The sequence below is a fragment of the Bradyrhizobium sp. CCBAU 45389 genome (assembly GCF_028128625.1).
Taxonomy (GTDB): domain Bacteria; phylum Pseudomonadota; class Alphaproteobacteria; order Rhizobiales; family Xanthobacteraceae; genus Bradyrhizobium; species Bradyrhizobium liaoningense_B.
This window is the reverse complement of the sequence record NZ_LBIY01000092.1, coordinates 99765-125265: the sequence shown is the minus strand read 5'-3', so window position 1 is coordinate 125265 and position 25501 is coordinate 99765. Positions and strand designations below refer to the sequence as shown.

Here is a 25501-nt window from a genome sequence, read left to right as displayed (position 1 = left end):
CGATGCGGATCGATCCCACCGAGCTCGGCGCCGAGCGCATCTATCGCCTGATGACCGGCATCGTGGTGCCGCGCCCGATCGCGTGGGTCACGAGCCTGTCGGCCGCGGGCGTGCTCAACCTCGCCCCGTTCAGCGCCTTCACCTTCGTCTCGCAGAAGCCGCCGATGCTCGCCATCAGCGTCGGCCGCAAGGGCGCCGACTACAAGGACACCGCGCACAACATCCTCGACACCGAGGAATATGTGATCCACATCGCTGATACCCCGCTGATGAAGGCGGTGCATGACAGCTCGATTGAGCATCCGCCTGAAGTCAGCGAGGTCGCAGAGCTGGGCTTGGAGACGATCGCAAGTGAGCGCATCAAGGTGCCGCGGCTTAGCGCGGCGCCGGTCGCGATGGAGTGCCGCTTTCGGCAGTGCCTCGAATTCGGCGACGCCAAGAGCCGGCTCATCGTCGGCGAAGTCGTCATGTTCCACTTGCGCGACGGTCTCGTGAACGACGGCAAGGTCGAGACCAAGGCACTCGATCCGATCGCGCGCATCGGCGGGCCGCGCTACGCCACCCTCGGCGAGATCGTGACGCTCAACACCGTTTTCCAGACTCCCAAATCGAAGGACTGAGTGCGCGGGCCGGTCATCCCGCCCAGCCGCCTCAAGATCATTGGAGGAATTGACGATGCGACTCCTGAGCTATCTCCTGGATGGAGCGCCGCGCTATGGCGCGGCCGCGGAAGGCGGCGTGGTCGATCTGACCAGCCGGATCGGCCGCGACTATTCGGATGTGAAGGCGCTGATCGCGGCGAATGCGCTTGCCGATGCGAAGGAAGCTGTCGCCGGACAAAAGCCGGACCATGCGCTGGACAAGCTCGTCCTGCTGCCGCCGGTGCTCGCGCCGGAAAAGCTCTGGTGCATCGGCGTCAACTACGCCGAGCGGAACGCGGAATACAAAGACAATTCGGACCTGCCCAAATATCCCAGCCTGTTCGTGCGCAGCATGTCGTCGATGACCGGCTCCGGCCAGTCGCTGGAGAAGCCGAAGGTTTCGGAGCAGCTCGACTATGAAGGCGAGCTCGTCATCGTGATCGGGCAGGGCGGCCGCCACATCCCGCGCGAACAGGCTTGGTCGCACATCTTCGGTATGACCTTGTGCAACGAGGGCACGATCCGCGACTGGCTGCGCCACGGCAAGTTCAACGTCACGCAAGGAAAGAACTTCGATCGGTCCGGTAGCATCGGTCCGTGGATCGTCACGGCGGACGAGCTCGACCCGCGCGGGCCGCATGACATCGTCACGCGTGTCAACGGCGAGGTACGGCAGCAGGATACGACCGAACGGCTGATGTTCCCGTTCGATTTCATCATCTCCTATCTCTCCACCTTCGCCACGCTGAAGCCCGGCGACATGATCGTCACGGGCACGCCGACCGGCGCGGGCGCGCGCTTCGATCCGCCGCGCTGGCTGAAGGTCGGCGACGTCGTCGAGGTCGAGTCCAGCCGCATCGGTGTGCTGCGCAACACGGTCGCCGCGGAGCAATAAATCATGCTGGGTAGTGCCACGATCGAACGCCTTGCCGCGCGGCTGGACGAGGCCGAGCGCACCAAGACGTTGATCCCGATGTTCTCGAAAGAGTATCCGGACTTCAGCATCGAGGATGCCTACGCGGTCCAGCGCACCTGGACAAAGCTTCAGCTCGGCCGCGGCCGCGTCATCAAGGGGCACAAGATCGGGCTGACCTCGAAGGCGATGCAGAACGCGGTCGGCATCAACGAGCCCGATTACGGCGTGCTGTTCGCCGACATGTTCTATGCCGACGCCACGCCGATCCCGTTCGATCGCTTCCACGCGCCGCGGATCGAGGTCGAGCTCGCCTTCGTGCTGAAAGCGCCGCTGCGCGGGCCCGACTGCACCATCTTCGACGTGCTCAACGCCACCGACTACGTCACGCCCGCGCTGGAGATTCTGGAGACGCGCATGCATCGCGTCGACCCCGAGACGGGCAAGACGCGCAAGGTGATGGACACGATCTCGGACAACGCGGCCAACGCCGCGCTGGTGCTCGGCGGCCGGCCGATCCGCCCGATGGATGCGGACCTGCGCTGGATCGGCGCGCTCCTGTTCCGCAACGGCGAGGTCGAGGAGACTGGCCTTGCCGCCGGCGTGCTCAATCACCCCGCCAACGGCATCGCCTGGCTCGCCAACCGCCTCGCGCCGCATGACGAATATCTCGCCGCTGGCGAGGTGGTGCTGGCGGGATCGTTCACGCGTCCAGTCGACATCCGCCGCGGCGACACCTTCCACGCCGACTACGGCGCCTTCGGCTCGGTGTCGTGCCAGTTCGTCTAAACCAATAAAGAGGGAGCGCACCATGACCGGTCAAACGCGGCGCAAGAGCATCCATATCGGCGGCTTCAAGCACGTCAATCCGATCCCGAACGCCTGCCGCATCGGCAATCTCGTGATGTCGGGCGTCATCCTCGGCCGCGATCCCGCGACCAATGCGATGCCCGAGAGCCTCGACGCCCAATGCGCCAACATGTTCGCGCATATGAAGGCGACGGTGGAGGCCGCCGGCGGCACCACCGACGACATCATCAAGATGACGGTGTGGCTGAAGGACCGCACGCAGCGCGGCCCGGTCAATGTCGAGTGGCTGAAGATGTTTCCGGACGAGCATTCGCGCCCGGCGCGCCACGCGCTGCCGATGGACAACATGGATGGCGGCGCGCTGGTGCAGTGCGACTTCACCGCCGTGATCGACTGAAGGAGCATCTGCATGCCGACCTATCTGCCGTTCGATCCCAATCCGCGCCGCCCGGTGAAGGCGCCGCCGCCGAAGACCATCGACAGCCAGTTCCACGTGCTGGGTCCCATCGATAAATATCCAGAGCGTCCCGGCGCGGCTTACCGGATGCCGACCGCGACCTGGGAAGCGGCGCTGCGCGTGCACAAGACGCTCGGCATCGAGCGCGGCATCATCGTGCAGACCACAACCTACGGCGCCGATCATGCCGTCGTGCTCGACGGCCTCGCCGCGATGGGCCCGAACTATCGCGGCTGCGCCAACGCGCTGGTGTTCGCGGAAGCGGGCGACTCCTATCTTTCCAAGCTGCATGATGCCGGCGTCCGCGGCGCCCGCTTCAGCTTCCGCCAGGAGCTCGGTGCCGTGCTCTCGGATGCCGATTTCGCCCGTGCGATCGCGCGCATCCGCGAGCTCGGCTGGTACGTCAAGATCCAGCCGGAGAAGGACGGCATCGTCTCCAGCGTCGCCAAGTACGAGAACCTCGACGTCCCCGTGCTGATCGATCACATGGCGCGTCCCGATCCGCAAGCCGGCAAGAACGATCCGAATCTGGTCAAGATGCTGGAGTTGCTGGCCAAGGGCAATTTCTGGGTCATGCTGTCGCTCGGCGAGAAGACCTCGAAGGCCGGCCCGCCCTATGACGACGTGATCCCGATCGCCCGTGCCTATATCGAAGCGGCCCCCGACCGCTGTGTCTGGGCCAGCGATTGGCCGCACCCGGTCTCCGTCAAGCAGCCGCCGAACGATGCCGACCTGCTCGAGCTGATGTACCGCTATGTCGCGGACCAGACCGAGCTGGAGAGGATTTTGGTGAGCAATCCGGCGAAGCTGTTTGGATTCGCGGACTAGCAAAATGGTCCGGCGTCATTGCGAGGAGCGAAGCGACGAAGCAATCCAGACTGCCGTCGCGGAAAGATTCTGGATTGCTTCGCTTCGCTCGCAATGACGGGCGTGGTCCCCGCGCTCACCCCACCGGCCGCGTCGCCAGCCGGTCGCGCACCGCGGCCGCGATCTCGAACGAGCGCAGCCGCGCGGCGTGGTCGTAGATCTGCCCCGTCGTCATCAATTCGTCTGCGCCGGTCTCAAGGATCAGTGCCTTCAGCTTCTCTTCGACCACTTCAGGCGAGCCGACCGCGGAGCAGGACAGCGACTGGCCGACGCCCGCCTTCTCGGCCGGCGACCACAGTGCGTCCATGTCGTCCACCGGCGGCGGGAGGGGCCCTGGCGTGCCGCGGCGCAGATTGATGAACTGCTGCTGCAGCGAGGAGAACATGCGCTGCGCCTCCGCATCGCTGTCGGCGGCGAACACGTTGACGCCGACCATCGCATAGGGCTTGTCGAGCTGGGCCGAGGGTTCGAAGCGCGCGCGATATTCGCGCAGCGCCGGCATCATCATCTGCGGCGCGAAATGCGAGGCAAACGCGAAGGGCATGCCGAGCATGGCCGCAAGCTGCGCGCCAAACGTGCTCGAGCCCAGGATCCAGAGCGGCACCTTCGTCCCCATGCCGGGCACGGCGCGGATCGCCTGGTTCGGCTGCAATTCGCCGAGCAGCGCCTGCAGCTCCAGCACGTCATGCGGAAAATTCTCGGACGTGGTGGCAAGGTCGCGCCGCAGCGCCCGCGCCGTGAACTGGTCGGTGCCCGGCGCCCGCCCGAGCCCGAGATCGATCCGCCCGGGATAGAGCGACTCCAGCGTGCCGAACTGCTCGGCGATGACCAGCGGCGAATGGTTCGGCAGCATGATGCCGCCGGACCCGACGCGGATCGTCTTGGTGCCCCCTGCGACATGTCCGATTACCACCGACGTCGCCGCGCTCGCGATGCCCGTCATGTTGTGATGCTCGGCCAGCCAGAAGCGCTTGTAGCCCCATTTCTCCGCATGCTGGGCAAGATCGAGCGAATTGCGAAACGCCTGCGACGCATCGCCGCCCTGACGGATGGGAGCCAGGTCGAGCACGGAGAAGGGGATCATGCGAGAGTACCGGTGAGGGGGCGCAACGCGCCGGGGCTCCATATGTAATACCGTCCGGTCTGAATGTTAGCGTTGCAGTGTCGATCGGACACGGGCGCAACGATGCCATTCGGAATTGTTGTGGGTGGCCGGCGAGCTGCCCGGACAACGTCTTTGACCCAGCGGACTTTCAGCGCAGGCTTGACTTACGTCAATATTCGGAACCCGGCTTCATTTTCACTTGCAGCATTGGTTTGCTTCGATTTCCTTCCTGGAGAGACATGATGGCCGATCCGACCAAGCTCTCGGTTGAGAAAGCGCTCGAAAAGATACGTCAGCGCGACGAGCCGAAATCAGAGAATTCACGCCTCGATGAAAAGACCGACGCTCTCAATGAAGAGATAAAACGTATGAGAGCACAAAGGCTCCGCCTTGAACGACAGCAGGGCAAGCGCGGCTGAATAGCGCGGAGGATGGGTAGAGCACTTGCGAAACCCATCATGTTTCGTCATCCAACAAGGCCTCGATGGGTTTCGCTTCGCTCTACCCATCCTAAGAAGCTGTCCGAGCGGCCCGCACCCGTTCACAACACTGTTATTGCGACCTGTTGCGCCCTTTGTCCCAACTGGGCGTTTTGCGCCTGTTGTTGTACCCTTGGCGAAGCCATTGCACGGTCGCCAGGAGGAACTGACATGACCGTTGTCGTACTCAATCGCCGCAACCTCCTCGCCGGCGGCGGCTCCGTTCTCGCAACCGGAATTCTGGCCGCCGGCGTACCCGGGCTCTTGTTGCCCGCCCGCGCGGACGGCCTCGCGCCGACCGAGTCGATGTCGGGCGGAGCGAATAATTACCGCAAGGGCGCGGCGATCGTGGAGCGGATCGGCAAGGGCGGCTTCTGGATGAGCGGCACCGTGCGCCGTGCCGGCGACGGGGCGCCGCTGGCCGGACAGCGCATCCAGATCTGGGCGCACACGGTCGAAGGGCAGGAGCACGAGCCGCAGAGCCACGGCGCCACGCTCACCGACAAGGACGGCAAGTTCCGGCTCGAGATGCCGCAGATCATTCCGATCTTCGGCCAGCCGCATGGTCACCTCGCCTATGACAGCGGTGAATTCAAGACCGTCTTCCTGCGCCCGGTGATGCGCAGCGCAAAGGAGACCAGCCTCGAGGCGCACTTCGTCCTGCAGCCGGCCTGATCGGACGTACGAATGACGGGGTGGAAATCGGCCCGGATGATCCTGATCTGGGCCGCCCTTGCCGTTGCCATCGGCGTGCCGATCGCGCTTGCTGCGGCAAGCGAGCAGCTGGCATGGCGCGGTCCGGTCTACATCCTCGCCGGATTTGCCGGCATCATTGCGCTGGGCCTCGTGCTGGTTCAGCCGCTGCTGATCGGCGGTTACTTGGCGCCGCTGACGGCCTATCGCGGACGGCGCGCCCATCACTGGATCGGCGGCGCGCTCGCGTTGGCGATCGTGATCCATGTCGCCGGCCTCTGGATCACCAGCCCGCCCGACATGATCGACGCGCTGACCTTCTCGTCGCCGACGCCGTTCTCCCCCTTTGGCGTCATTGCCATGTGGGCCATCTTCATCGTCGCGCTTCTGGCGGCACTGCGCCGGCGATTGGGACTGCGACCGCGAACCTGGCGCTTCGTTCATATGCCGCTCGCGATCGTCATCGTCGCAGCAAGCGTGGTCCATTGCCTGCTGATCGAGGGGACGATGGAGACGATCTCGAAGGCGGCGCTGTGCGCGCTCGTCCTCGCGGCAACCGTGAAAGTCATGATTGACCTGCAGGTGTGGCGGAAGCGACGGGCGCTGCGCGGCGAGAGCATTGCGCGGCAGTGAGCCGCGCCGGCCGGGTCACGTCCGAGACTTTCCCGCTTCCCTCCTTTGTGCGCAGAATGGCGCGCGAAGGATCGTCATCGGGCCGGGAGGATCTCGGAATGGCAGAGCAGACAATTCACTTCGACGACGGTGCCGCCTACGAGCAGATGATGGGAATCTGGAGCCGGTTCGCCGGCGAGATATTCCTTGATTGGCTGGCACCTCCTGCCGGCTTGCGGTGGATCGACATCGGCTGCGGCAACGGGGCCTTCACTGAACTCCTGGTCGAGCGCTGCAGCCCCCTCGAGGTCCAGGGCATTGATCCCTCGGCCGAGCAACTCGCTTTTGCGCGCACGCGACCTGCAGCGCGCGTGGCAAAGTTTCGCCAGGGTGATGCCATGGCGCTGCCTTTCGCCGACGGCAGCTTCGATGCGGCCGTGATGGCGTTGGTTCTCGTGTTCGTTCCGGATCCCGCCAAGGGCGTCAGCGAAATGGTGCGGGTCGTTGTCCCCGGCGGTGCGGTCGTGACGTATATGTGGGACATGTTCGGCGGCTTTCCGCTCGATCCAATCTACGACGAGATGAAGGCAATGGGCCTTGCGGCAACTCGCCCGCCACGGCTGGACGCATCTCGCATGGAAGCGTTGCGCGAGCTGTGGGCCGGAGCAGGCCTCGAGGACGTGCAAACGCGCGAGATTACGGTGCAGCGGACTTATTCGAGTTTCGACGAGTTCTGGGCCATCAATCTGAAGTCTCCTTCGCTTCGGCCTGCCATTGCAGCGATGAAACCCGCAGACGTCGAGACGCTCATCGCGCGGGCGCGTGCGCGCCTGCCGGCGGATGCCGATGGTCGCATCACCTGCAGTGCGCGCGCGCATGCGATCAGGGGACGCCGGCCCAAATAGCTTGCAGCACGGAGGATGGGTCGAGCACTAGCGAAACCCATCATCCTCGCCACCGCGCGAGTCTGACGGGTTTCGCTTCGCTCGACCCATCCCACGCGCTAAGGTGTTGCCCTCGACATTTTTCGAAGGCAACTCATCCCATGGCTTTCTGGACAGCAGGCTCGTTCGCATTGGTGATCGCCTATCTCCTGGGTTCGATCCCCACGGGCTATCTGGCGGGGAAACTCCTTCGAGGCATCGATATTCGTCAGCATGGCTCCAGATCCACCGGCGCCACGAATGTCTTGCGGACCCTTGGAACATGGCCCGCACTGGTGGTGCTGGTCGCCGACGTGCTGAAAGGCGTGGCGGCGATCATCGTTGCCCGCGCGTTCTGTCCCTGGCTCTATGCCGCACTGTCCCCGATGCCGCCGACAGCGTCCGACATGCAAACCTGGGTGCCACGGGCCGTTTGCCTGGCCGGAATTGCCGTGCTGCTCGGGCATAGCCGCTCGATCTGGCTGAGCTTCACAGGCGGCAAGTCGGCGGCGACCGGGCTCGGCGTGCTATTGGCGATGTCGTGGCCCGTGGGATTGGGAACTGCCGCGGTCTTCGGCCTCGTGCTCGCCATTGCCAGGATCGTCTCCCTGAGCTCGATGCTCGCTTCATTGACCGCAATCGTTCTGGTCTGCGCCTTTGCGCAACCGTTGCCCTATCGGTTGCTGGTGATCGGAGGCGGCATCTACGTGATCTTTCGCCATCGCGCCAACATTCAACGGCTGCTGACGGGAACGGAGCCGCGCCTCGGTCGAAGCGGGCCGGATACGAAGGCAGGAGCGCAAGTGTAGCCGCCGCCGGCGCCGATACGTGCTCTGCTTGCCGCAAGTAGCGGTGGGGCGTATCCTTGCGCAATGACTGTCACGGCCCCCGATTTGAAAGCGTTCCTGCTGGCGACGCCGTTCTTCGGCGGTCTCCCGGATCCAAGCCTCGACCTCCTGATCTCGATGCTGGTCGAGTGCCGCTTCGATGCCGGAGCAACCGTCGTGGCCGAAGGCGAGCCGGGACGTTCGATGTTCATCGTCAAGTCCGGCCGGCTGGCGGTGAGTAAACGGACGAATGCGGGGAGCATCGTCCCGATTTCCCGTCTGGAGCCTGGTGACTTCTTCGGCGAGATGACGCTGATCGAAATGCAAAATCGCTCGGCCACGGTGGTCACGGAAAGCCCGACCGTGCTGTACGAGCTGACGGCCCGAAAGCTCTACGCCTGCTACAAGTCCGATATCCACGCCTACGTGATCGTCCTGCAGAACATCAATCGCGAGCTGTGCCGACGGCTGCGCCGATCGGACGATCGGTTTGCGGGACATCAGGATTCGTAGCCCGGATGGAGCGACTGGTCCGCTATTCGGTCGCAGCGATAGTCGCCTTTGCGTTGGCCGCGACGGGAGCATATGGCATCATTCGTTTCTTCATTCGCGGCTTTGAAGCCTTGGCGTTGCTGCTCCCGCTTACGATCGTGCTGTTCGTTCCGCTGTTTGTGATGTTGGTCTTGCTTGCGCGTGGCCGTGGCTTACCTTAGCGGATGATCAAGGTTCGTAGCGCGTAGGATGGGTAGAGCACTTTGCGAAACCCATCGTGTTTCGTCACCCATCAAGGCTCTGATGGGTTTCGCTTCGCTCTACCCATCCTGCACGCCGGCCCTTGGCGCACTCTTTACAAAAGGTCTGCGAGTCCGCTGAAGCTGGGCGTGATCTCTCGTAATCCTGCCGCGTATGCTCAGGTCTTGGCCAGAGAGATCCGGACGTTCAGGGTAACGCTGGTACGGCTACAGCAATGCCATCGAGTGCAGCGAGTTTCTGTGAAAGCCGAAGGCAACCAAGCCGGACAGAAGCAGCACAGTCCCAGTCACGATCAGGCAAAACGCAAACACTATCGGAGCCTCTGGTTCGTCATGAATGAGAAGACGATAATAGATAAAATTTTACCGACAATCGAAAGGAAGAATTAACCTTACCCGCGCGGTCCAGCAGGCAGAAACCTCGGCAATCAGGTCTTCGCGCTTGTGTTCTTCATGCATGCCAATTTGCCCGTCGGGGCAAAACGCCCCGCCGCCCCAAAATCCGTCAACCCCCTCCCGCGAAAACATTCGACGTTACCGAAATTCGGATTTGCGACACTGTCTCGCCATCCCGGTCACCGGAGGGGCGATAGTGAAGGGTTACGAAACCGGACACGACGACAGGAAGTCGCTGCTGGACGCCATCGAGATCGGCGAGAAATTCGTCAAGGACAACTTCTGACGCGGCTGCTCCGGGGGGCGCCCTCCACAACACCGCTATTGCAACCTGTTGCGCCATTCGTCTCGACTGGAAAGAAGGACGCTGCGCGGCGAGAGCTCGTAGCCCGGATGGAGCGAAGCGCAATCCGGGACAATTAGGCGGCCCGGTATGGTGCCCGTCCACGATCCCGGATATAGCGAAGCTCCGAACAACTGCGCGGCTGGAGCATCGCAAGGATGACGTCTGCAAATCCCGAGCTCGTTATCTTCGATTCGGACGGCGTTCTGGTCGACAGTGAGATCATCCAGCTGACCGTGTTCGCGCGAACCGCAGCCGAGGAAGGCGTGACGATCAGCGTGGAAGACGCCGTACGTTCCTTTCGAGGGGTCAAGATGGCGGATTGCGTGCGCGAAATCGAGCGCCGGTTAGGCCGCAGCGTTCGCGATACTTTCGTCGCAGACATCCGACGTGCAACTGCACTGGCCTTCGATGCAGAACTGAAGCCGGTCGAAGGAATCCATGCGGCACTTGCCGAAATTACCGTCCCGGTTTGCGTAGCGTCTAACGGGCCCATGTCGAAGCTCACGCACGCACTCGGACTGACGAAACTGCTGGCGCGCTTCGAAGGACGCATCTTCAGTGCGTACGAGGTCGGTTCGTGGAAGCCTGAGCCCGGTCTATTTCTGCATGCTGCGCAAACGTTGGGCGTGCCCCCCTCGCGTTGCGTCGTTGTTGAGGATTCGTTGTCCGGAACTCGCGCGGCAAAGGCCGCGGGAATGAAAGTCTTGGGTTTTACCGGAGGTGATCCGGAAGTTGAGCCGGAGCTGGCAGCCATCTGCGACCGCGTCTTTCATCGAATGAGCGATCTTCCGGCCTTGTTGGCGTCCCGCACGGAATGATTGCGTCACTCGCAAAAGCGCAACGTCTATTGTGCCCGCGTAGGATGGGTGGAGCACTTGCGAAACCCATCAGTTCGCCATCGAGCAAAGTCTTGATGGGTTTCGCTTCGCTTTGCCCAGCTTGCGGGCTAGGCCACTGCATCCATCGCGTCTAGTTGCAAGACGTCACCGGGTGATGTTGGCCATTGAAGGGGCCGACGAACACCTTCTGTCCCTTCTTGCATTGCACGCGGCATTCGTCGGCTGCCGCGGTACACTTCTTTAAATTCTTGTCACCGTCTGCGGCCGGACCGCTGGAAATGCAGGTGTTCCTCCATTGGCTGCAACTATCTGCAGAGGCTGGTGCTGCCACCAGAAGCGTAGCGAGAATGGTGCCGGCCCAAATTGCAAAACAAAGTCTCATTTTTCCTCCCAGCTTATCGGTCGGGAATTGTCGGCAGCGGACGCTGCCCGGTCAATCCGTCGTGGTCTGTTAACACCCCGGTGTTGTGGAAAACGGCGCGAGGTGACTACTCGCTGCCACGCCCGTTCGATCCGTCGGGGTACGACACCCATCCCCCGCCAAGCCCCCTAGGATGGGTTTCGCTTCGCTCTACAAAGGCCGGTACGGCTAGAGCAACGCCATTGAGTATTGAGTGCAGCGAGTTTCTATGAAAGCCGAAGGCAACCAAGCCGGACAGCACAGTCCCGATCAGGCAAAACGCAAACTCTATCGGAGCCTCAATTTGCCCGTCGGGCAAAACACCCGCCTCCCGCGCAAAAACCGTCAATCCCTGCCCGCAAAAATATTCCACTTTACCGAAATTCGGATTTGCGGCACTATCCCGCCATCCCGGTCCCCGGAGAGGGGCGATCGTACGTCGTAACGAACGTGGATCGGGGTGCGGTGGACGCGGCAGCGTCGGGCACGCGAAGGCGGGACCAGGGCGAGATGAACCTCGTGAGGTCTTGCTCCGTGCGGACGGACGGCGCAGCTGCGTACGGCAAAACCGTGTGGTCCTGACCGTCGTTGCTACGGTCAAGCCTTGCGGAGGTGGATCGGGGCTCAACCGGGCCTGGAGACATCGTCAATTCGCGAGGTGACGGAGGCCAGAAGGAACTCGGCTCCGGGGAGAGCAGGCATAAGCCGTCAAACCATCGCGCAGGGAAGGCCGGGTGTTTTCCGGCCCACCTGTCGTCCCGCCTGCGCATTTGCGTGTGCAAATCTTCGCGCAAGCGGATCATGGGTGCCAGCCGGCACCCGGTCTTCCCTGCGCCCTCTTCCCAGAGGAGGGTCAAGGAAACGAGCAAAACTCGGGCGTCAGGTGCCGCGAGAACGCTGATTCATGTCTGATTGAACGAAGTGGATGGTGCTGCCAGACAGGATTGAACTGTCGACCTCTCCATTACCAATGGAGTGCTCTACCACTGAGCTACGGCAGCATGTGCTGGGATCAGAATCGGCCGCCACAGGGGCCTACCAAGCGGGCCGATATCTGCCACAAGCCCCCCTCCTGTGCAAGCTTGCAAGCCACGCCAAAACGAGAAAATCGGGCCGATATCGGGGTCAAAATGCCCGTTTTCGCTCGAAACCATCGACTTTCCGCCGATTCGGCCTCCGATATCCCCGCCCAACTGGCCAGTTGGCCCAGGGCCCGGATTCGATCCATTTCGAGTTTCGCACGATCGGATCGGGCTCGCCTCTTGAGCTGCCATGTTCGTTGGGCATGTTATGGCCGATCGCTGCGATGGACCTTTGATGACCGACCCAAACGACAAGAACTCGAGACCGGACCGGGCGTCCCGGGACGACCGCCTGAAATCGGCGCTGCGCGAAAACCTGAAGCGGCGGAAGGTGCAGGCGCGCGAGCGCGCGGCAATCACCGAGCCCTCGCAGAACGACGATGGCTCCCTAAATGAGGGGACCGCCGGCAAGACCGGCGAGTGAAGACCGGCAGCTAGATTTTTGGAATGAGCGGGAATGACGATGGCGCAGGACGAGGTGCAACGAACCGACCGGGAGGCGCAGATGGCGCAGTTCACGCGTCCCGAGCAGACCTTTCCGACGCTGACACAAGTCGAGATCGAGCGCCTGCGCCATTTCGGCGAGCTCCGGCACTATGAGGACGGCGAGCTCCTGTTCGAGACCGGCAAGCCCGGGCCAGGCATGTTCGTGGTGCTGGCGGGCCACGTCGCCATCACCCAGCGCGACGGTCTCGGCCACGTCACCCCGGTGATCGATCAGGGGCCGGGGCAGTTTCTGGCCGAGCTCGGCCAGCTCTCGGGCAGGCCGGCGCTGGTCGACGGCCGCGCCGAGGGCGATGTCGAGGTGCTCCTGGTCCCGCCGGACCGGCTGCGCGCGCTGCTGGTGGCCGAAGCCGAGCTTGGCGAGCGCATCATGCGCGCGCTGATCCTGCGCCGGGTCAATCTGATCCAGGGCGGCATCGGCGGCCCCGTGCTCATCGGACCCTCGAACTCCGCCGGCGTGGTGCGCCTGCAGGGCTTTCTCACCCGCAACGGCCAGCCGCATCATCTGCTCGATCCCGACAGCGAGCATGACGCCGCCGAGCTGATCGCGCGCTATTCGCCGAAGCCGGAGGATTGGCCGCTCGTCGTCACCGCCGGCGGCACGGTGCTGCGCAATCCCAGCGAGACCGAGCTCGGCCGCGCCATCGGCATGATCGGCGGCGCCAAGGACAACCGCATCTACGACGTCGCGATCGTCGGCTGCGGACCGGCAGGGCTGGCAACCGCGGTCTACGCGGCCTCCGAAGGCCTTTCGGTCGCGGTCGTCGACACCCGCGCCTTCGGCGGCCAGGCCGGCGCCAGTGCGCGCATCGAGAATTATCTGGGCTTCCCGACCGGCATCTCCGGTCAGGCGCTGGCGGGCCGCGCCTTCACCCAGGCGCAGAAGTTCGGCGCCGACATCATGATTCCGATGTCGGTGAGCTCGCTGGATTGCTCGCGCGCCAACGGCACCTTCGCGCTGGCGCTGGATTGCGGCGATACCTTGCGCTCGCGCGCGGTGGTGGTGGCCAGCGGCGCGCGCTATCGCCGCCCCGAGATCGCGAATCTCGACAAGTTCGAGGGCCGCGGCGTCTGGTACTGGGCATCGCCCGTGGAGGCGCGGCTCTGCGCCGGCGAGGAGGTGGCCCTCGTCGGTGCCGGCAATTCGGCAGGCCAGGCCGCGGTGTTCCTGTCGGGTCACGCCAAGCGCGTGCTGATGATCATCCGCGGCGGCGGCCTCGGCGCCAGCATGTCGCGCTATCTCATCGAGCGCATCGAAGCGACGCCGAACATCGAACTGTTGTTCAACACCGAGATCACCGCGCTCGAAGGCGACGAGGCCTCGCTGCTGCGGCGCGTCCGCTGGAAGAGCCGCCTGTCGGCGGATGAGGATGAAGCCGACATCCGCAATCTCTTTTTGTTCGTCGGCGCCGATCCCGCCACGAGCTGGCTCGCCGGCTGCGGCGTCACGCTCGATCGCGGCGGCTTCGTCGTAACAGGCGCGCAGTCCGAGCTGAACCAGGGCAAGCTGGTGGCGCCGCTCGAAACGTCCGTGCCCGGCGTCTACGCCGTCGGCGACGTCCGCTCCGGCTCCGTCAAGCGCGTCGGCGGAGCCATCGGCGAGGGCGCCCAGGTCGTCGCCTCCCTGCACGGCTATCTCGGCGACGCCGCAAAACCGGCGCTTTAGTCAAGGAGAAGGCAAGGGAATGGCAAGCCGAATCCGGCTTGCCATCGCGTCACAACCTGCAGACTATCTCCTCATCCTGAGGAGCCGCGAAGCGGCGTCTCGAAGGATGAAGGCCCGGAACAATGAGCCGGGCCTTTCATGGTTCGAGACGGCGCTAACGCGCCTCCTCACCATCAGGGTAGACATAAGACAAGGATTCAACGGGAGGACTCAATGGCTGAAATCGTCGTGCTGTACAAAACACCCAAGGATGCTGCGGCCTTCGACAAGTACTATGCCGAGACGCACATTCCGCTCGCAAAAAAACTTCCCGGCCTGAAGAAATACGCCGTCAGCAAGGGACCGGTCGCATCTCCCGCAGGTCCTTCCGGAATCCATCTCGTCGCCATTCTCACCTTCGACAGCGTGGCCGACATCCAGGCGGCATTCGCCAGTCCGGAAGGCAAGGCGACCGGCGCCGACGTGCCGAAATTCGCCAGCGGCGGCGCCGATCTCCTGATCTTCGACACCAAGGAAGTCTGAGGGATCGATTCAACTTTCGTCGAAAGCCTGCTGTCGTTTGTGACAGCGCTGCAAAAAATTCAGCCATGCGTTTGTCGATTCGCACGATGACGCATGGCTGCGTTCACGCATGTGACGACAACGCATGTGGCAATCCCATGAGGACCGTAATACTACTCTGGTTGTCTCGATGCAGAGAGTAGGAGAGATGTCATGGTTCTCGGGTTGAGCCTGTCCGCCATTACGCTGATCCATGTCATCATCAGCCTGATCGCCATCGCTGCCGGCTTCGTCGTGATGTTCGGGCTGCTTGGCTCGAAGCCGATGCCGGGCCTCACCGCGATCTTTCTGCTGTTCACCATTCTCACCAGCGCCACCGGCTTCCTGTTTCCGTTCAAGGAGCTGCTGCCCTCGCACATCATCGGCATAATCTCGCTGGTGCTGCTCGCGATCGCCTGCTTCGCGCTCTACGGCATGAAGCTCTCTGGCGTCTGGCGTCCGGTCTACATCGTGACCGCGATGATCTCGCTCTATTTCAACGTCTTCGTGCTGGTGATCCAGTCGTTCCTGAAGGTGCCGGCGCTCGCCGCGCTCGCGCCCGCGGTGCCGCCGGCGCCGCCATCGGGACCTGTGTTCGCCGTGGTGCAGGGCATCGTGCTGGTGTTTTTCGTCGTGCTCACGATCGGTGCCTGGCGGCGCTACAAGCCGATGACGTTTGCCTGAATGCACGGTCCCGGTCGGTGCGCGGCATCGACCTCGTGATATCGCACAACCATCTCCGGTTTGCCGGCTCGCGTTTTTGCGAGCCCCGGATTGATTCTCACTGAAGGAGCCATTCATGCCCACCATCACCACCAAGGACGGCGTCGAGATTTTTTACAAGGACTGGGGCTCCGGCCAGCCGATCGTGTTCAGCCATGGCTGGCCGCTGTCGTCGGACGACTGGGACGCGCAGATGATGTACTTCGTCACGCGCGGCTATCGCGTCATCGCCCATGACCGCCGCGGTCACGGCCGCTCGGCGCAGGTCGCCGACGGTCACGACATGGATCATTATGCCGACGATCTCGCTGCGCTCACCGCGCATCTCGACCTCAAGAACGCCATCCATGTCGGCCACTCCACCGGCGGCGGCGAGGTCGTGCACTACATCGCCCGTCACGGCGAGAGCCGCGTCGCGAAGGCTGCGATCCTGTCGGCGGTGCCGCCGCTGATGGTGCAGACCGCGGCCAATCCCGGCGGCCTGCCGAAGAGCGTGTTCGACGATTTCCAGGCCCAGCTCGCCGCAGGCCGCTCGGCATTTTATCGCGACATCGCGGCGGGTCCGTTCTACGGATACAACCGTCCCGGCGCGAAGCCGTTGGAAGCGGTGATCGAGAACTGGTGGCGCCAGGGCATGATGGGCGGCGCGAAAGCGCATTACGACGGCATCGTCGCGTTCTCGCAGACCGATTTCACCGAGGACCTGAAGAAGATCAACGTCCCGGTGCTGGTGATGCACGGCGACGACGACCAGATCGTTCCTTACGCCGATTCTGCCCCACTCTCGGCCAAGCTGCTAAAGAAGGGCATCCTGAAAACCTACAAGGGTTTTCCACACGGCATGCCGACCACCCACGCCGAAACGATCAACGCCGACCTGCTGGCGTTTTTCAAGGAGTGAAGCGGCGAGACAGGTGAGCGGCTCTCTCCGCGAGCCCGGAATCGTAGGGTGGGCAAAGGCGCACTTGCGCCGTGCCCACCATCGATCCAGCCCTGCAACAGAGGCGGTGGGCACGCTTCGCTTTGCCCACCCTACGACACTCGCGATTGAATTCGCGGATCGCCCCCCTCTCACAAGGGGAGAAGGAAGAGAACACTCACTTCAATATCGCCCGGATCGCATCGAACGTGCGCTTCACGAAAGCTTCCGGCTTTTCGCGCACACCCTCGCCGATCCAGCTCTCGCCGCCGACGCGCATCGCGCCGGTGGCGATCATGGCGACGAGGCGCGCCTTCAACTGGTCCGATTTGTTTCTCGCGCGCCGTGCCAGCCCCTCGGCGAGCGCGCGCTCGAGTTTCTCGTATTTGAGCTGGTCGCGCGCCTGTAGCGCAGGATTATCGCGCTTGAGCCGCGACATGGCCGCCGCTTCCGCGGGATCGATCCGCTTGACCGCCGCTGCGATCGCGTTCTCCGCCGCCGTCAGCATCGATTCGTCCGCAGGCCGTGCCAGGATCTCGGTGACCAGCGCGGCCGCGGCATCCTCCTGCCAGGCGGCGACGACGTCCTCCTTCGAGGCGAAGTAGTGGAAGAAGCTGCGGCGCGAGACGTCGGCCGCCGCCGCGATGTCGTCGATGGTCGTGGCCTCGAAGCCGCGCTCCAGGAACAGCGCCATCGCCGCGCGTGTCAGCCGCTCGCGAGTCTCTTGCTGCTTGCGCTGGCGCAGACCGGCGGCCGGCGGCGATTTTGCGGCCGCCGACAATGGCTTGGCGCCTTTTCTGGCAGACTTCGAAACCTTCAAATTATTTCACCTCTTGCAAAATTGCACTTAGTGCACATTTAGACCGGTCGCAGGCCTTTTCCACCCCTGACAGCCCCGGAGTTACGGCATGGCCGACTGGACCACGGCAGACATTCCCTCCCTCAGCGGCAAGACCGCGGTCGTGACCGGTGCCACCGGCGGGCTCGGTTACGAGACGGCGATGGCGCTGGCGGGCGCCGGTGCCATTGTCATACTCACCGGGCGCAACGACGCAAAGGGCCTGCGGGCCATCGAGGGCATTTGCGAGCGGTTTCCCAATGCGTTGATCGCCTATGAGCATCTCGATCTCGCCAGCCTGTCGTCGGTCGCCGATTTCGCCAGGCGCTTTGCCGCCGGCAACGAGCAGCTCGATCTCCTCATCAACAATGCCGGCGTGATGGCGCTGCCGAAGCGGCAGCAGACCGAGGACGGTTTCGAGATGCAGCTCGGCACCAACTATTTCGGCCATTATGCGCTGACGGCGCGCCTGCTGCCGCAGCTTCGCCGTGCCAAGGCACCGCGTGTCGTCAATCTCTCCAGCCTTGCGCACCGCTCCGGCGCGATCAACTTCGACGATCTGCAAGCCAAGCATTCCTATCGTCCCTGGCGCGCCTATTGCCAGTCCAAGCTCGCGATGCTGATGTTTGCGCTGGAATTGCAGCGCCGCAGCCTCGCCGCCGGCTGGGGTGTGATGAGCCTTGCCGCCCATCCCGGTTACGCGCGGACCGATCTCATTCCGAACGGACCGGGCACCAACAACCTGTCGTGGCAGATCGGCGGCTTGCTGCAGCCCTTCATCAGCCAGTCCGCCGCCGCAGGCGCGTTGCCGACGCTGTTCGCGGCGACATCTCCCTCCGTCGAGCCCGGCGGCTATTACGGCCCGAACGGATTTTACGAGTTGAAGGGAGCGCCGGCGCCTGCGAGGATCATGAACCAGGCGAAGGATTTTGCTGCGGCGGCCATGCTGTGGGATGCCTCGGCAACGCTGACCGGTGTGTCGTTCGACGATATCGCGGTCGCTGCATGAGCCGCATCGCAATTGGGGGCGCCCCGATGCGAGTAATCATCTTCGGCGCGACCGGCATGGTCGGGCAGGGCGTCTTGCGCGAGTGCCTGATCGACCCCGGCATCGCGCGCGTGCTCGTGGTCGGGCGCAGCCCGACCGGCGTGCACCACGCCAAGCTCGCCGAGATCATCCACGATGATTTCCTGAATTATTCGGCGATCGAAGCCCAGCTCACCGGCTACGAGGCCTGCTTTTTCTGCCTCGGCGTCTCCTCGATCGGCATGAGCGAGGAGCGCTACCGCCATCTCACCTACGACCTCACGCTCGCGGCTGCTACGACGCTGGCGCGGCTCAATCCGCAGATGACTTTCACCTATGTCACCGGCGCCGGCACCGATTCCACCGAGCAGGGCTCGCGGATGTGGGCCCGGGTCAAGGGCAAGACCGAGAACGATCTGCTCAAGCTGCCGTTCAAGGGCGCCTACATGTTCCGGCCCGGCGCGATCCAGCCGCTGCACGGCGCCCGTTCCAAGACCGCCTGGGTGCAGGCCACCTATACCGCAACCTGGCCGCTCTGGTCGGTGCTGCGCCGGATCTCGCCTTCGCTCGTCACCTCGACCGAGCAGATAGGCCGCGCCATGATCCATGTCGCCCGGGAAGGGTATCCGCGGAAGGTGCTGGAAATGGAGGATATCAATAGCCTCTAGCCGGCCAGCCGGTTAGTTGTGAGGAAATTTCGGCGCCTGCGCGCGTTGAGCCCCGTCCGCCCTGAAGGAGAAGCGCCGGCGATGTCTCCCCAGCTCAAGATGATCGCGCTCGATGCCGACGACCTCGCCGTGATCTCGACACATGTCCAGGACGCCCGCGTGCAGGCCTCGGACATCATCTGGCGGCAGAGCGAGAAGCGCCTGGTGGTCGGCATGAGCCGGCTGGACTGGGAGCAGACCCTGGACGGCGCGACCGAGCCGCGCCGGCTGGTCGCCGCGCTCCGCTTCGACCGCGTGCTCGCCTGCAAATCGCGCAATATCGACCTGGGCGCGCTGGACAAGGTGCTGGACCTCGTCGGCATCGAGTTTCACCCCCAGGACGGCCGCGCCGAGGAGCCCGGCGGCAGCGCCCTCCTGCTGTTCGCCCAGGGCGGCGCCATCCGCCTCGACGTCGAATGCCTGGAATGCGAGCTGACGGATCTGGGTACGGACGACCTGGGGACGGGCGTGGAGGTGGAAGGGGAGGGGTGAGGGTGGCCCACAATGTCGTCCCGGCGAAGGCCGGGACCCATAACCCCAAGGCTTTGTTGTTGAAACGAGATGGGGCTCCGATATGCCCAATAATTACCGCCGGTGGATATGGGTCCCGGCCCCCGTGCGCAATTGCGCACTAGGCCGGGACGACACCTTCCAAGGGTTGACGGCGGGGGGCCGCCGCGCCATTGAGCAGGGGCCCGGGTGAGCCAATCCGCCCCAAAGACCAGCCGGAAGCCAAGCCAAAAATGCCCGTTCGTCTCGACCGCAGCAGCGCCGATTTTGACCAGCGATTCGCGGCCTTCCTCGCCGCCAAGCGCGAGGTCTCGGCCGACGTCGAGGCCGCCGCGCGCGCCATCGTCGACGACGTGGCAAGGCGCGGCGATGCCGCCCTGCTCGAGGCCACCGCAAAATTCGATCGGTTGAAGCTGGATGCATCCGGCCTGCGCGTCACTGCTGCCGAGATCGAGACGGCCGTGAAGGCCTGCGATGCAGCGACACTGGATGCGCTCAAGCTCGCGCGCGACCGCATCGAGACCTACCACAGCCGCCAGCTGCCGAAGGATGAGCGCTTCACCGATCCACTCGGCGTCGAGCTTGGCTGGCGCTACACCGCAATCGAATCCGCCGGCCTCTATGTCCCAGGCGGCACTGCGGCCTATCCGTCCTCGGTGCTGATGAATGCGGTGCCAGCAAAGGTCGCCGGCGTCTCGCGCCTCGTGATGGTGGTGCCCTCGCCCGACGGCAAGCTCAATCCGCTGGTGCTGGCGGCCGCGCATCTCGGCGGCGTCACCGAGATCTACCGCGTCGGCGGCGCGCAGGCCGTGGCCGCGCTAGCGCACGGAACGGCGACCATCGCGCCGGTCGCCAAGATCGTTGGCCCCGGAAACGCCTATGTCGCCGCCGCCAAGCGGCTGGTGTTCGGCAAGGTCGGCATCGACATGATCGCCGGTCCTTCCGAGGTGCTTGTCATTGCCGACGACACCGGCAATGCCGACTGGATCGCCGCCGACCTCCTGGCGCAGGCCGAGCACGATGCCAGCGCGCAGTCGATCCTGATCACCGATTCCGCGCGGCTTGCCGCCGATGTCGAGAAGGCCGTCGAAGCGCAACTGAAGACGCTGCCACGCACTGCGATCGCCAGCGCCTCCTGGGCCGATTTCGGCGCCATCATCATGGTGAAGAACCTCAACGATGCCATTCCGCTTGCGGACGCGATCGCAGCCGAGCATCTCGAGATCATGACCACCGATCCCGACGGGCTCGCCGCCAAGATCCGCAACGCCGGCGCGGTGTTCCTTGGGGCCCATACGCCGGAGGCGATCGGCGACTATGTTGGCGGCTCCAACCACGTGCTGCCGACGGCGCGCTCGGCGCGATTCTCCTCAGGCCTGTCGGTGCACGACTTCATGAAGCGCACCTCGATCCTGAAATGCGGCCCGGATCAGCTCCGCGCGCTGGGACCGGCCGCGATGACGCTCGGCAAGGCGGAGGGGCTGGACGCTCATTCGCGCTCGATTGGATTGCGCCTCAATCTGTCATGACAAAGCCGCCCGAACAGGACGACTCGCAGAACCGCATCGTCGGCGTCACGCTCGACGAGGACTCGATCGGCCGCTCCGGGCCGGACATCGAGCACGAGCGTGCGATCGCGATCTACGATCTGATCGAGCAGAACCTGTTCGCGCCCGACGGCGCCGACGGGCAGGGCCCGTTCACGCTGCATATCGGCATCACCGGCAACCGCCTGATGTTCGACATCCGCCGCGGGGACGGATCGCCCGTGGTCGCGCATCTGCTGTCGCTGACGCCGTTCCGGCGGATCGTGAAGGACTATTTCATGATCTGCGACAGCTACTACCAGGCGATCCGCACCGCGACGCCGGACAAGATCGAGGCCATCGACATGGGCCGCCGCGGCATCCATGACGAGGGATCGCGAACGCTGCAGGAGCGGCTGAAGGGCAAGGTGCGGGTCGATTTCGAGACCTCGCGCCGGCTGTTCACGCTCATTACCGTCCTGCATTGGAAGGGCTAGGGCATGGCCCGGAAAAGTGTGCAGCGGTTTTCCGACAAGGCCATGCCCTCTATCAAAAGAGGCTAAACGCGGATGGCTGCGCCCCCACGCGCACGCGATCCGCAATCGGTGCTGTTCGCCTGCGCGATGAACAGCGTGCGCTCGCCGATGGCCGAGAGCCTGCTGCAGCACATGTTTCCGCAGGGCCTCTACGTGAAGTCGGCCGGCGCCAGGAAGGGCGAGCTCGATCCGTTCGCGGTCGCCGTGATGGGCGAGCTCGGCCAGGACATCTCCACCCACAAGCCGCAGACCTTCGAGGAGCTGGAGGATTGGGAGGGACTGAATTTCGACCTCATCATCACGCTCTCGCCGGAAGCGCACCACAAGGCGCTGGAGCTGACCCGCACGCTCGCCGCCGATGTCGAATACTGGCCGACCCAGGATCCCACCACCATCGAGGGCAGCCGCGACCAGAAGCTCGCTGCCTATCGCGAGGTCTGCGACCAGCTCCTGCTGCGCATCCGCCGGCGTTTTGCCAAGGTCGGCGCGGCGAGCGGGTAGCATCCGGCGGGCGTAACACCTGCGTCACAGACTGAGGGCACAGCGATGTCGGACGCTTCGAATCAGCAAAGTCCGGGTTCCCGGGTTGTGAAATCAGCCCCCTTCCGATAGGTTCCGCGCGCAATTCATCCCCTCCTTCATCCCCCAAATCACCTGATGCTCGGCCGCCCCAAATTCGTACTTGCCTCCGGTTCGCCGCGACGCCTGTCGCTGCTCAACCAGGCCGGCATCGAGCCGGACGCGCTCCGGCCGGCCGACGTCGACGAGACGCCGAAGCGGGGCGAGCTGCCGCGCGCCTGCGCCAATCGGCTCGCGCGCGCCAAGGCTGATGCGGCACTCAAATCGGTGCAGCTCGACGATGAGCTGCGCGGCTCCTTCATCCTCTCCGCCGACACCGTGGTGGCGGTCGGCCGCCGCATCCTGCCCAAGGCCAATCTCGTGGACGAAGCCGCGCAGTGCCTGCGGCTGCTGTCGGGCCGCAACCACCGCGTCTACACCGCGATCTGCCTGGTGACCCCGCGCGAGGCCTTCCGCCAGCGCCTGGTCGAAACCCGCGTCCGCTTCAAGCGCCTGTCGGAGGACGACATCCAGGCCTATATCGGCTCCGGCGAATGGCGCGGCAAAGCCGGCGGCTATGCCGTGCAGGGCATCGCCGGCTCCTTCGTGGTGAAGATGGTGGGGTCCTACAGCAACGTCGTCGGCCTGCCGCTCTACGAGACCACGACGCTGCTCGGCGGCGAGGGCTTTCCGATCCGCTTCGGCTGGCTCAACTCCACCGCGGTGTGAGCGCCAAGGCCACGCTGACAAAAAGGCCGCGCCGACAAAAACCTCGAAAACAACCCCATGCACAGTAGAATGGCCCGGCCGGGTCCGCGCGGCGGCGCATGCGCGGCTGCTCCCGGAACCCCTTCGCCGACAGGCGCTTGAACTCCCTCATCCCAGTTAAGCTGCGCACCTCATGGACGACCAGGTCAAAAAGCCCGCCGGGCCGCTCAAAACCTGCCCGATCTGCGGCAAGCCGCAGGCGCAGGCCACCCGCCCGTTCTGCTCCTCGCGCTGCCGCGACGTCGATCTGAACCGCTGGCTGAAGGGTTCCTACGTCATCCCCGGCCGCGACGACGAAGTGGATGATGTCGAATAGTAAGTTATATCAATAGCTTAGATGCTTCATCGACGCGCCGCGCGCCAGCCGCGGCAAGCCCGCCCCACCTTGTGCACAGCCGGGCCGTCCCCGGCGAAGCCACTTGGCAAAGCCGGGTGGACAGGCAGCTCTCGGCCCACTATAAACCGCCCGCTCGATGGGCTTTGGCCCCTCTCTAGGAGCACGCCCAGGTAGCTCAGTTGGTAGAGCATGCGACTGAAAATCGCAGTGTCGGTGGTTCGATTCCGCCCCTGGGCACCATCCAGCTTGTTCGCTGAATTTCCCCGATCCTCATAGAAGCTGAACGACGGCCGCGAACTCCGCCTCGCGTGCGCGTTCACCGGTTCTGCTGACAACCGGACCATCGTGCAGCTCGCTTCCAAACCCGATCGCGCCCGCCCATTCCTGGCACCCTGCTTGCTCAGTCAGGACCAATCCAGGCCCCGGCAGAGGTGGCCGTTTCAGGTTGAGGCAAGTCATGCAGGAAGTGTCCCGTTCTGGTGCGACTGGTGAACTCCAGCTCGATGCGTTGATCGCCGATTTGTGGTGGCGTGTTCGGCTGCTGAACACCGACATTCTCGAGGAAGAAGCGAAAACCGGTGTGTTCGACGTGAATCAGCCGGCCTATCCGCTGCTCGCGGCCAATCTTCGCGCGCGACGCGACAATCTGGTGTCGACGATCGGCGTGCTCGAGCAGCGTGCGAAATCGATGTCGGAAGCGGCTTGAGAGCGGTCTTCGGTTGAGGGCGGCGATCAGCGGCCCTCATTCCCGCGACCGCCCGCGCGATGCACGCACATTCCCTGCGGCCGGGTCGCCGGCATCATCGGATTGTCATCGCCCGGTCAATGAATGCTGCTCCTTTCGCCGCGCTTCGCGGAGAGTGGACATGCATCTGATCAAGACAATTTCTTCCGACCGTCGGTCGATCCTGAAGGGCCTCGCGGCCGCAGCCGTCGCGCCGCTTTCGGCGCCGGCGCTTGCCGCCGAGGGACTGCCGGCGCAACTGAGCGGACCCGCGGCCGCAATCGCCACCGACAAGGCCTATTGGACGGCCGTGAAGCGGCTCTATGCCGTGACGCCTGACGTCGTCAATCTGGAGAACGGCTTCTGGGGCATCATGGCCGAGCCGGTGCGGCGTGAGTTCATCCGCCTGTCCGACATGGTCAACTATCAGAACACCTATTACGCGCGGCAGCGCGCGGGCGCGGATTTCGAGGCCGTGCGGGCCAAGGTGGCGGCGGCGGTTGGAGCTGCGCCCGAGGAGATCGCGCTCACCCGCGGCGCGACCGAAGCGCTGCAGCTGCTCATCAACGGCTACAACAGGCTGAAGCCCGGCGACAGCGTGCTCTACGCCGACCTCGACTATGATTCGATGCAGTATGCGATGAACGCGCTGAAGGCGCGCCGCGGTGTCGACGTGGTCAAGTTCGATGTGCCGGAGCCGGCCACCCGTCAGGGCGTGCTCGACGCCTATGCCCGTGCGCTCGAAGCGAATCCGAAGACCAGGCTTCTGCTCCTCACCCATGTCAGCCATCGCACCGGCCTCGTCATGCCGGTCGCCGAGATCGCGCGCATGGCCAGGGCGAAGGGCGTCGACGTCATCCTCGACGCCGCTCATTCCTGGGGACAGATGGACTTCAGGGTGGGCGAGCTCGAGGTCGATTTCGTCGGCTTCAACCTGCACAAATGGATCGGCGCGCCGGTCGGCGTGGGCTTCCTCTACATCAAGAAGGACCGCCTCGCCGCCATCGATCGCGACCTCGGTGACGAGGATTTTCCGGAAACCGACATCCGCTCGCGCGTGCACACCGGCACGGTCAATTTCGCCACGGTGCTGACGGTGCCCACGGCCGTCGAGCTCCATGAGCAGATCGGTGCTGCGGCGAAACAGGCGCGCCTGCGTTACTTGCGCGACTACTGGGTCAGTCGTAGCCGGGGCTTCAGGGACATCGAGATCCTGACGCCGGATGAGGCGGGCCTCTATGGTGCGATCACGTCGTTCCGCCTCGCCGGCAAGACGAGCAAGGCCGACAACGACGCCATCGTGGCGAAGCTCAGGGACACGCATAAGGTCCTGACGGTTCGCCGGGCGGGCGTCGCCAAGGGCCAGTGCATCCGCGTGACGCCGGCGCTCTACACCGATGAGGCCGATCTCGACCGCCTCGTCGACGCGCTTGCGGCCATCACGGGGACGAAGGCTGGCTGAAGCGGCGCGTGAAT

The 25501-nt window shown here is 64.2% G+C and carries 30 protein-coding genes and 2 tRNA genes; 29 read left to right on the top strand and 3 right to left on the bottom strand.

All coding sequences use genetic code 11. The annotated features are described in order from the left end of the window. The first annotated feature begins 2 nt into the window (after positions 1-2). The 5 genes from XH79_RS23090 to XH79_RS23070 are packed head-to-tail and all read left to right on the top strand — an operon-like array spanning position 3 to position 3649. Positions 3-620 carry a flavin reductase family protein gene (locus tag XH79_RS23090; protein ID WP_271583043.1) on the top strand — a complete coding sequence of 206 codons (618 nt, stop codon included), beginning with the start codon at positions 3-5 and terminating at the stop codon, positions 618-620. A 55-nt stretch (positions 621-675) separates the two neighbouring features. Further along, positions 676-1536, top strand: a complete 861-nt coding sequence (locus XH79_RS23085; RefSeq protein WP_271583042.1) for a fumarylacetoacetate hydrolase family protein — start codon at positions 676-678, stop codon at positions 1534-1536. A 3-nt stretch (positions 1537-1539) separates the two neighbouring features. Beyond that, positions 1540-2343, top strand: coding sequence for a 2-oxo-hept-4-ene-1,7-dioate hydratase (hpaH, locus tag XH79_RS23080; protein WP_271583041.1), 804 nt, complete (start codon positions 1540-1542; stop codon positions 2341-2343). A 22-nt stretch (positions 2344-2365) separates the two neighbouring features. Further along, positions 2366-2761 carry a RidA family protein gene (locus XH79_RS23075; protein WP_271583040.1) on the top strand — a complete coding sequence of 132 codons (396 nt, stop codon included), beginning with the start codon at positions 2366-2368 and terminating at the stop codon, positions 2759-2761. Positions 2762-2773: 12 nt separating this feature from the next. Then, entirely contained in the window at positions 2774-3649 is an 876-nt protein-coding gene (locus XH79_RS23070) for an amidohydrolase family protein (protein ID WP_271583039.1), read from the top strand. 115 nt (positions 3650-3764) lie between these two features. On the opposite strand, the gene XH79_RS23065 is transcribed toward XH79_RS23070, so the two are convergent. Further along, a complete protein-coding gene (locus XH79_RS23065; RefSeq protein WP_271583038.1) occupies positions 3765-4772 on the bottom strand; it encodes an LLM class flavin-dependent oxidoreductase in 1008 nt (335 codons plus the stop codon). A gap of 263 nt (positions 4773-5035) precedes the next feature. On the opposite strand from XH79_RS23065, the gene XH79_RS23060 reads away from it, so the two are divergent. From XH79_RS23060 to XH79_RS23025, 8 genes are all read left to right on the top strand, one after another. Further along, a complete protein-coding gene (locus XH79_RS23060; protein WP_192859540.1) occupies positions 5036-5212 on the top strand; it encodes a hypothetical protein in 177 nt (58 codons plus the stop codon). 231 nt (positions 5213-5443) lie between these two features. Beyond that, positions 5444-5947: a Twin-arginine translocation pathway signal gene (locus XH79_RS23055; RefSeq protein WP_271583037.1), complete on the top strand. Its 504-nt coding sequence runs from the start codon at positions 5444-5446 to the stop codon at positions 5945-5947. Between the two features lie 12 nt (positions 5948-5959). Continuing rightward, on the top strand, positions 5960-6598 hold the full coding sequence (locus tag XH79_RS23050) for a ferric reductase-like transmembrane domain-containing protein (protein WP_271583036.1): 639 nt from the start codon (positions 5960-5962) through the stop codon (positions 6596-6598). A gap of 98 nt (positions 6599-6696) precedes the next feature. Next, positions 6697-7482: a class I SAM-dependent methyltransferase gene (locus tag XH79_RS23045; protein ID WP_212341546.1), complete on the top strand. Its 786-nt coding sequence runs from the start codon at positions 6697-6699 to the stop codon at positions 7480-7482. A gap of 140 nt (positions 7483-7622) precedes the next feature. Next, the gene (gene plsY, locus XH79_RS23040; protein ID WP_271583035.1) at positions 7623-8309 is read left to right on the top strand and encodes a glycerol-3-phosphate 1-O-acyltransferase PlsY; all 687 of its coding nucleotides are present in this window, start codon (positions 7623-7625) and stop codon (positions 8307-8309) included. Positions 8310-8372: 63 nt separating this feature from the next. Next, positions 8373-8840 (top strand): Crp/Fnr family transcriptional regulator, encoded by a 468-nt coding sequence (locus XH79_RS23035; protein WP_212341240.1) that lies wholly within the window; start codon positions 8373-8375, stop codon positions 8838-8840. Between the two features lie 5 nt (positions 8841-8845). Beyond that, positions 8846-9040 (top strand): hypothetical protein, encoded by a 195-nt coding sequence (locus tag XH79_RS23030; protein ID WP_212341239.1) that lies wholly within the window; start codon positions 8846-8848, stop codon positions 9038-9040. A gap of 936 nt (positions 9041-9976) precedes the next feature. Beyond that, positions 9977-10639 carry an HAD family hydrolase gene (locus XH79_RS23025; protein ID WP_212341237.1) on the top strand — a complete coding sequence of 221 codons (663 nt, stop codon included), beginning with the start codon at positions 9977-9979 and terminating at the stop codon, positions 10637-10639. Positions 10640-11986: 1347 nt separating this feature from the next. Here XH79_RS23025 and XH79_RS23020 read toward each other — a convergent pair. Continuing rightward, a tRNA-Thr gene (locus XH79_RS23020) sits at positions 11987-12061 on the bottom strand. A 316-nt stretch (positions 12062-12377) separates the two neighbouring features. Between XH79_RS23020 and XH79_RS23015 the strand changes: the two genes are divergently transcribed. From XH79_RS23015 to XH79_RS22995, 5 genes are all read left to right on the top strand, one after another. Next, positions 12378-12566, top strand: a complete 189-nt coding sequence (locus XH79_RS23015) for a hypothetical protein (protein ID WP_212341235.1) — start codon at positions 12378-12380, stop codon at positions 12564-12566. A 39-nt stretch (positions 12567-12605) separates the two neighbouring features. Then, on the top strand, positions 12606-14312 hold the full coding sequence (locus tag XH79_RS23010) for an FAD-dependent oxidoreductase (protein WP_271583157.1): 1707 nt from the start codon (positions 12606-12608) through the stop codon (positions 14310-14312). A gap of 213 nt (positions 14313-14525) precedes the next feature. After that, a complete protein-coding gene (locus XH79_RS23005) occupies positions 14526-14834 on the top strand; it encodes an EthD family reductase (RefSeq protein ID WP_124159447.1) in 309 nt (102 codons plus the stop codon). A gap of 192 nt (positions 14835-15026) precedes the next feature. Then, positions 15027-15536 carry a hypothetical protein gene (locus XH79_RS23000; protein ID WP_271583034.1) on the top strand — a complete coding sequence of 170 codons (510 nt, stop codon included), beginning with the start codon at positions 15027-15029 and terminating at the stop codon, positions 15534-15536. Positions 15537-15651: 115 nt separating this feature from the next. Then, positions 15652-16476 (top strand): alpha/beta fold hydrolase, encoded by an 825-nt coding sequence (locus tag XH79_RS22995; RefSeq protein ID WP_271583033.1) that lies wholly within the window; start codon positions 15652-15654, stop codon positions 16474-16476. 196 nt (positions 16477-16672) lie between these two features. Here the strand turns inward: XH79_RS22995 and XH79_RS22990 are convergent, their stop codons facing one another. Further along, positions 16673-17314, bottom strand: coding sequence for a TetR/AcrR family transcriptional regulator (locus tag XH79_RS22990; RefSeq protein WP_212341232.1), 642 nt, complete (start codon positions 17312-17314; stop codon positions 16673-16675). A gap of 88 nt (positions 17315-17402) precedes the next feature. Here XH79_RS22990 and XH79_RS22985 point away from each other — a divergent pair, with 88 nt between their 5' ends. The 11 genes from XH79_RS22985 (at position 17403) to XH79_RS22935 (ending at position 25487) form a co-directional block, all read left to right on the top strand. After that, the gene (locus XH79_RS22985; RefSeq protein ID WP_271583032.1) at positions 17403-18341 is read left to right on the top strand and encodes an SDR family oxidoreductase; all 939 of its coding nucleotides are present in this window, start codon (positions 17403-17405) and stop codon (positions 18339-18341) included. A 26-nt stretch (positions 18342-18367) separates the two neighbouring features. Next, positions 18368-19027 (top strand): epimerase, encoded by a 660-nt coding sequence (locus XH79_RS22980; protein ID WP_212341229.1) that lies wholly within the window; start codon positions 18368-18370, stop codon positions 19025-19027. Between the two features lie 81 nt (positions 19028-19108). Next, complete coding sequence (locus XH79_RS22975; RefSeq protein WP_212341227.1) at positions 19109-19558, top strand: DUF2948 family protein; 450 nt, start codon at positions 19109-19111, stop codon at positions 19556-19558. A 251-nt stretch (positions 19559-19809) separates the two neighbouring features. Then, entirely contained in the window at positions 19810-21105 is a 1296-nt protein-coding gene (gene hisD, locus XH79_RS22970; protein ID WP_271583031.1) for a histidinol dehydrogenase, read from the top strand. Next, positions 21102-21599 carry a UPF0262 family protein gene (locus tag XH79_RS22965; protein WP_271583030.1) on the top strand — a complete coding sequence of 166 codons (498 nt, stop codon included), beginning with the start codon at positions 21102-21104 and terminating at the stop codon, positions 21597-21599. The genes hisD and XH79_RS22965 overlap by 4 nt, the downstream gene beginning before the upstream one ends. 72 nt (positions 21600-21671) lie before the next feature. Beyond that, positions 21672-22139, top strand: coding sequence for an arsenate-mycothiol transferase ArsC (locus XH79_RS22960; protein ID WP_271583029.1), 468 nt, complete (start codon positions 21672-21674; stop codon positions 22137-22139). A gap of 156 nt (positions 22140-22295) precedes the next feature. Next, a complete protein-coding gene (locus XH79_RS22955) occupies positions 22296-22925 on the top strand; it encodes a Maf-like protein (RefSeq protein WP_212341219.1) in 630 nt (209 codons plus the stop codon). Positions 22926-23097: 172 nt separating this feature from the next. After that, positions 23098-23280, top strand: coding sequence for a DNA gyrase inhibitor YacG (gene yacG / locus XH79_RS22950; RefSeq protein ID WP_080135149.1), 183 nt, complete (start codon positions 23098-23100; stop codon positions 23278-23280). 185 nt (positions 23281-23465) lie between these two features. Then, positions 23466-23541: transfer RNA gene (locus tag XH79_RS22945), tRNA-Phe, on the top strand. Between the two features lie 217 nt (positions 23542-23758). Next, positions 23759-24007, top strand: a complete 249-nt coding sequence (locus XH79_RS22940) for a hypothetical protein (RefSeq protein ID WP_271583028.1) — start codon at positions 23759-23761, stop codon at positions 24005-24007. 160 nt (positions 24008-24167) lie between these two features. Next, positions 24168-25487: an aminotransferase class V-fold PLP-dependent enzyme gene (locus XH79_RS22935; protein WP_271583027.1), complete on the top strand. Its 1320-nt coding sequence runs from the start codon at positions 24168-24170 to the stop codon at positions 25485-25487. The last annotated feature ends 14 nt before the right edge of the window (positions 25488-25501 follow it).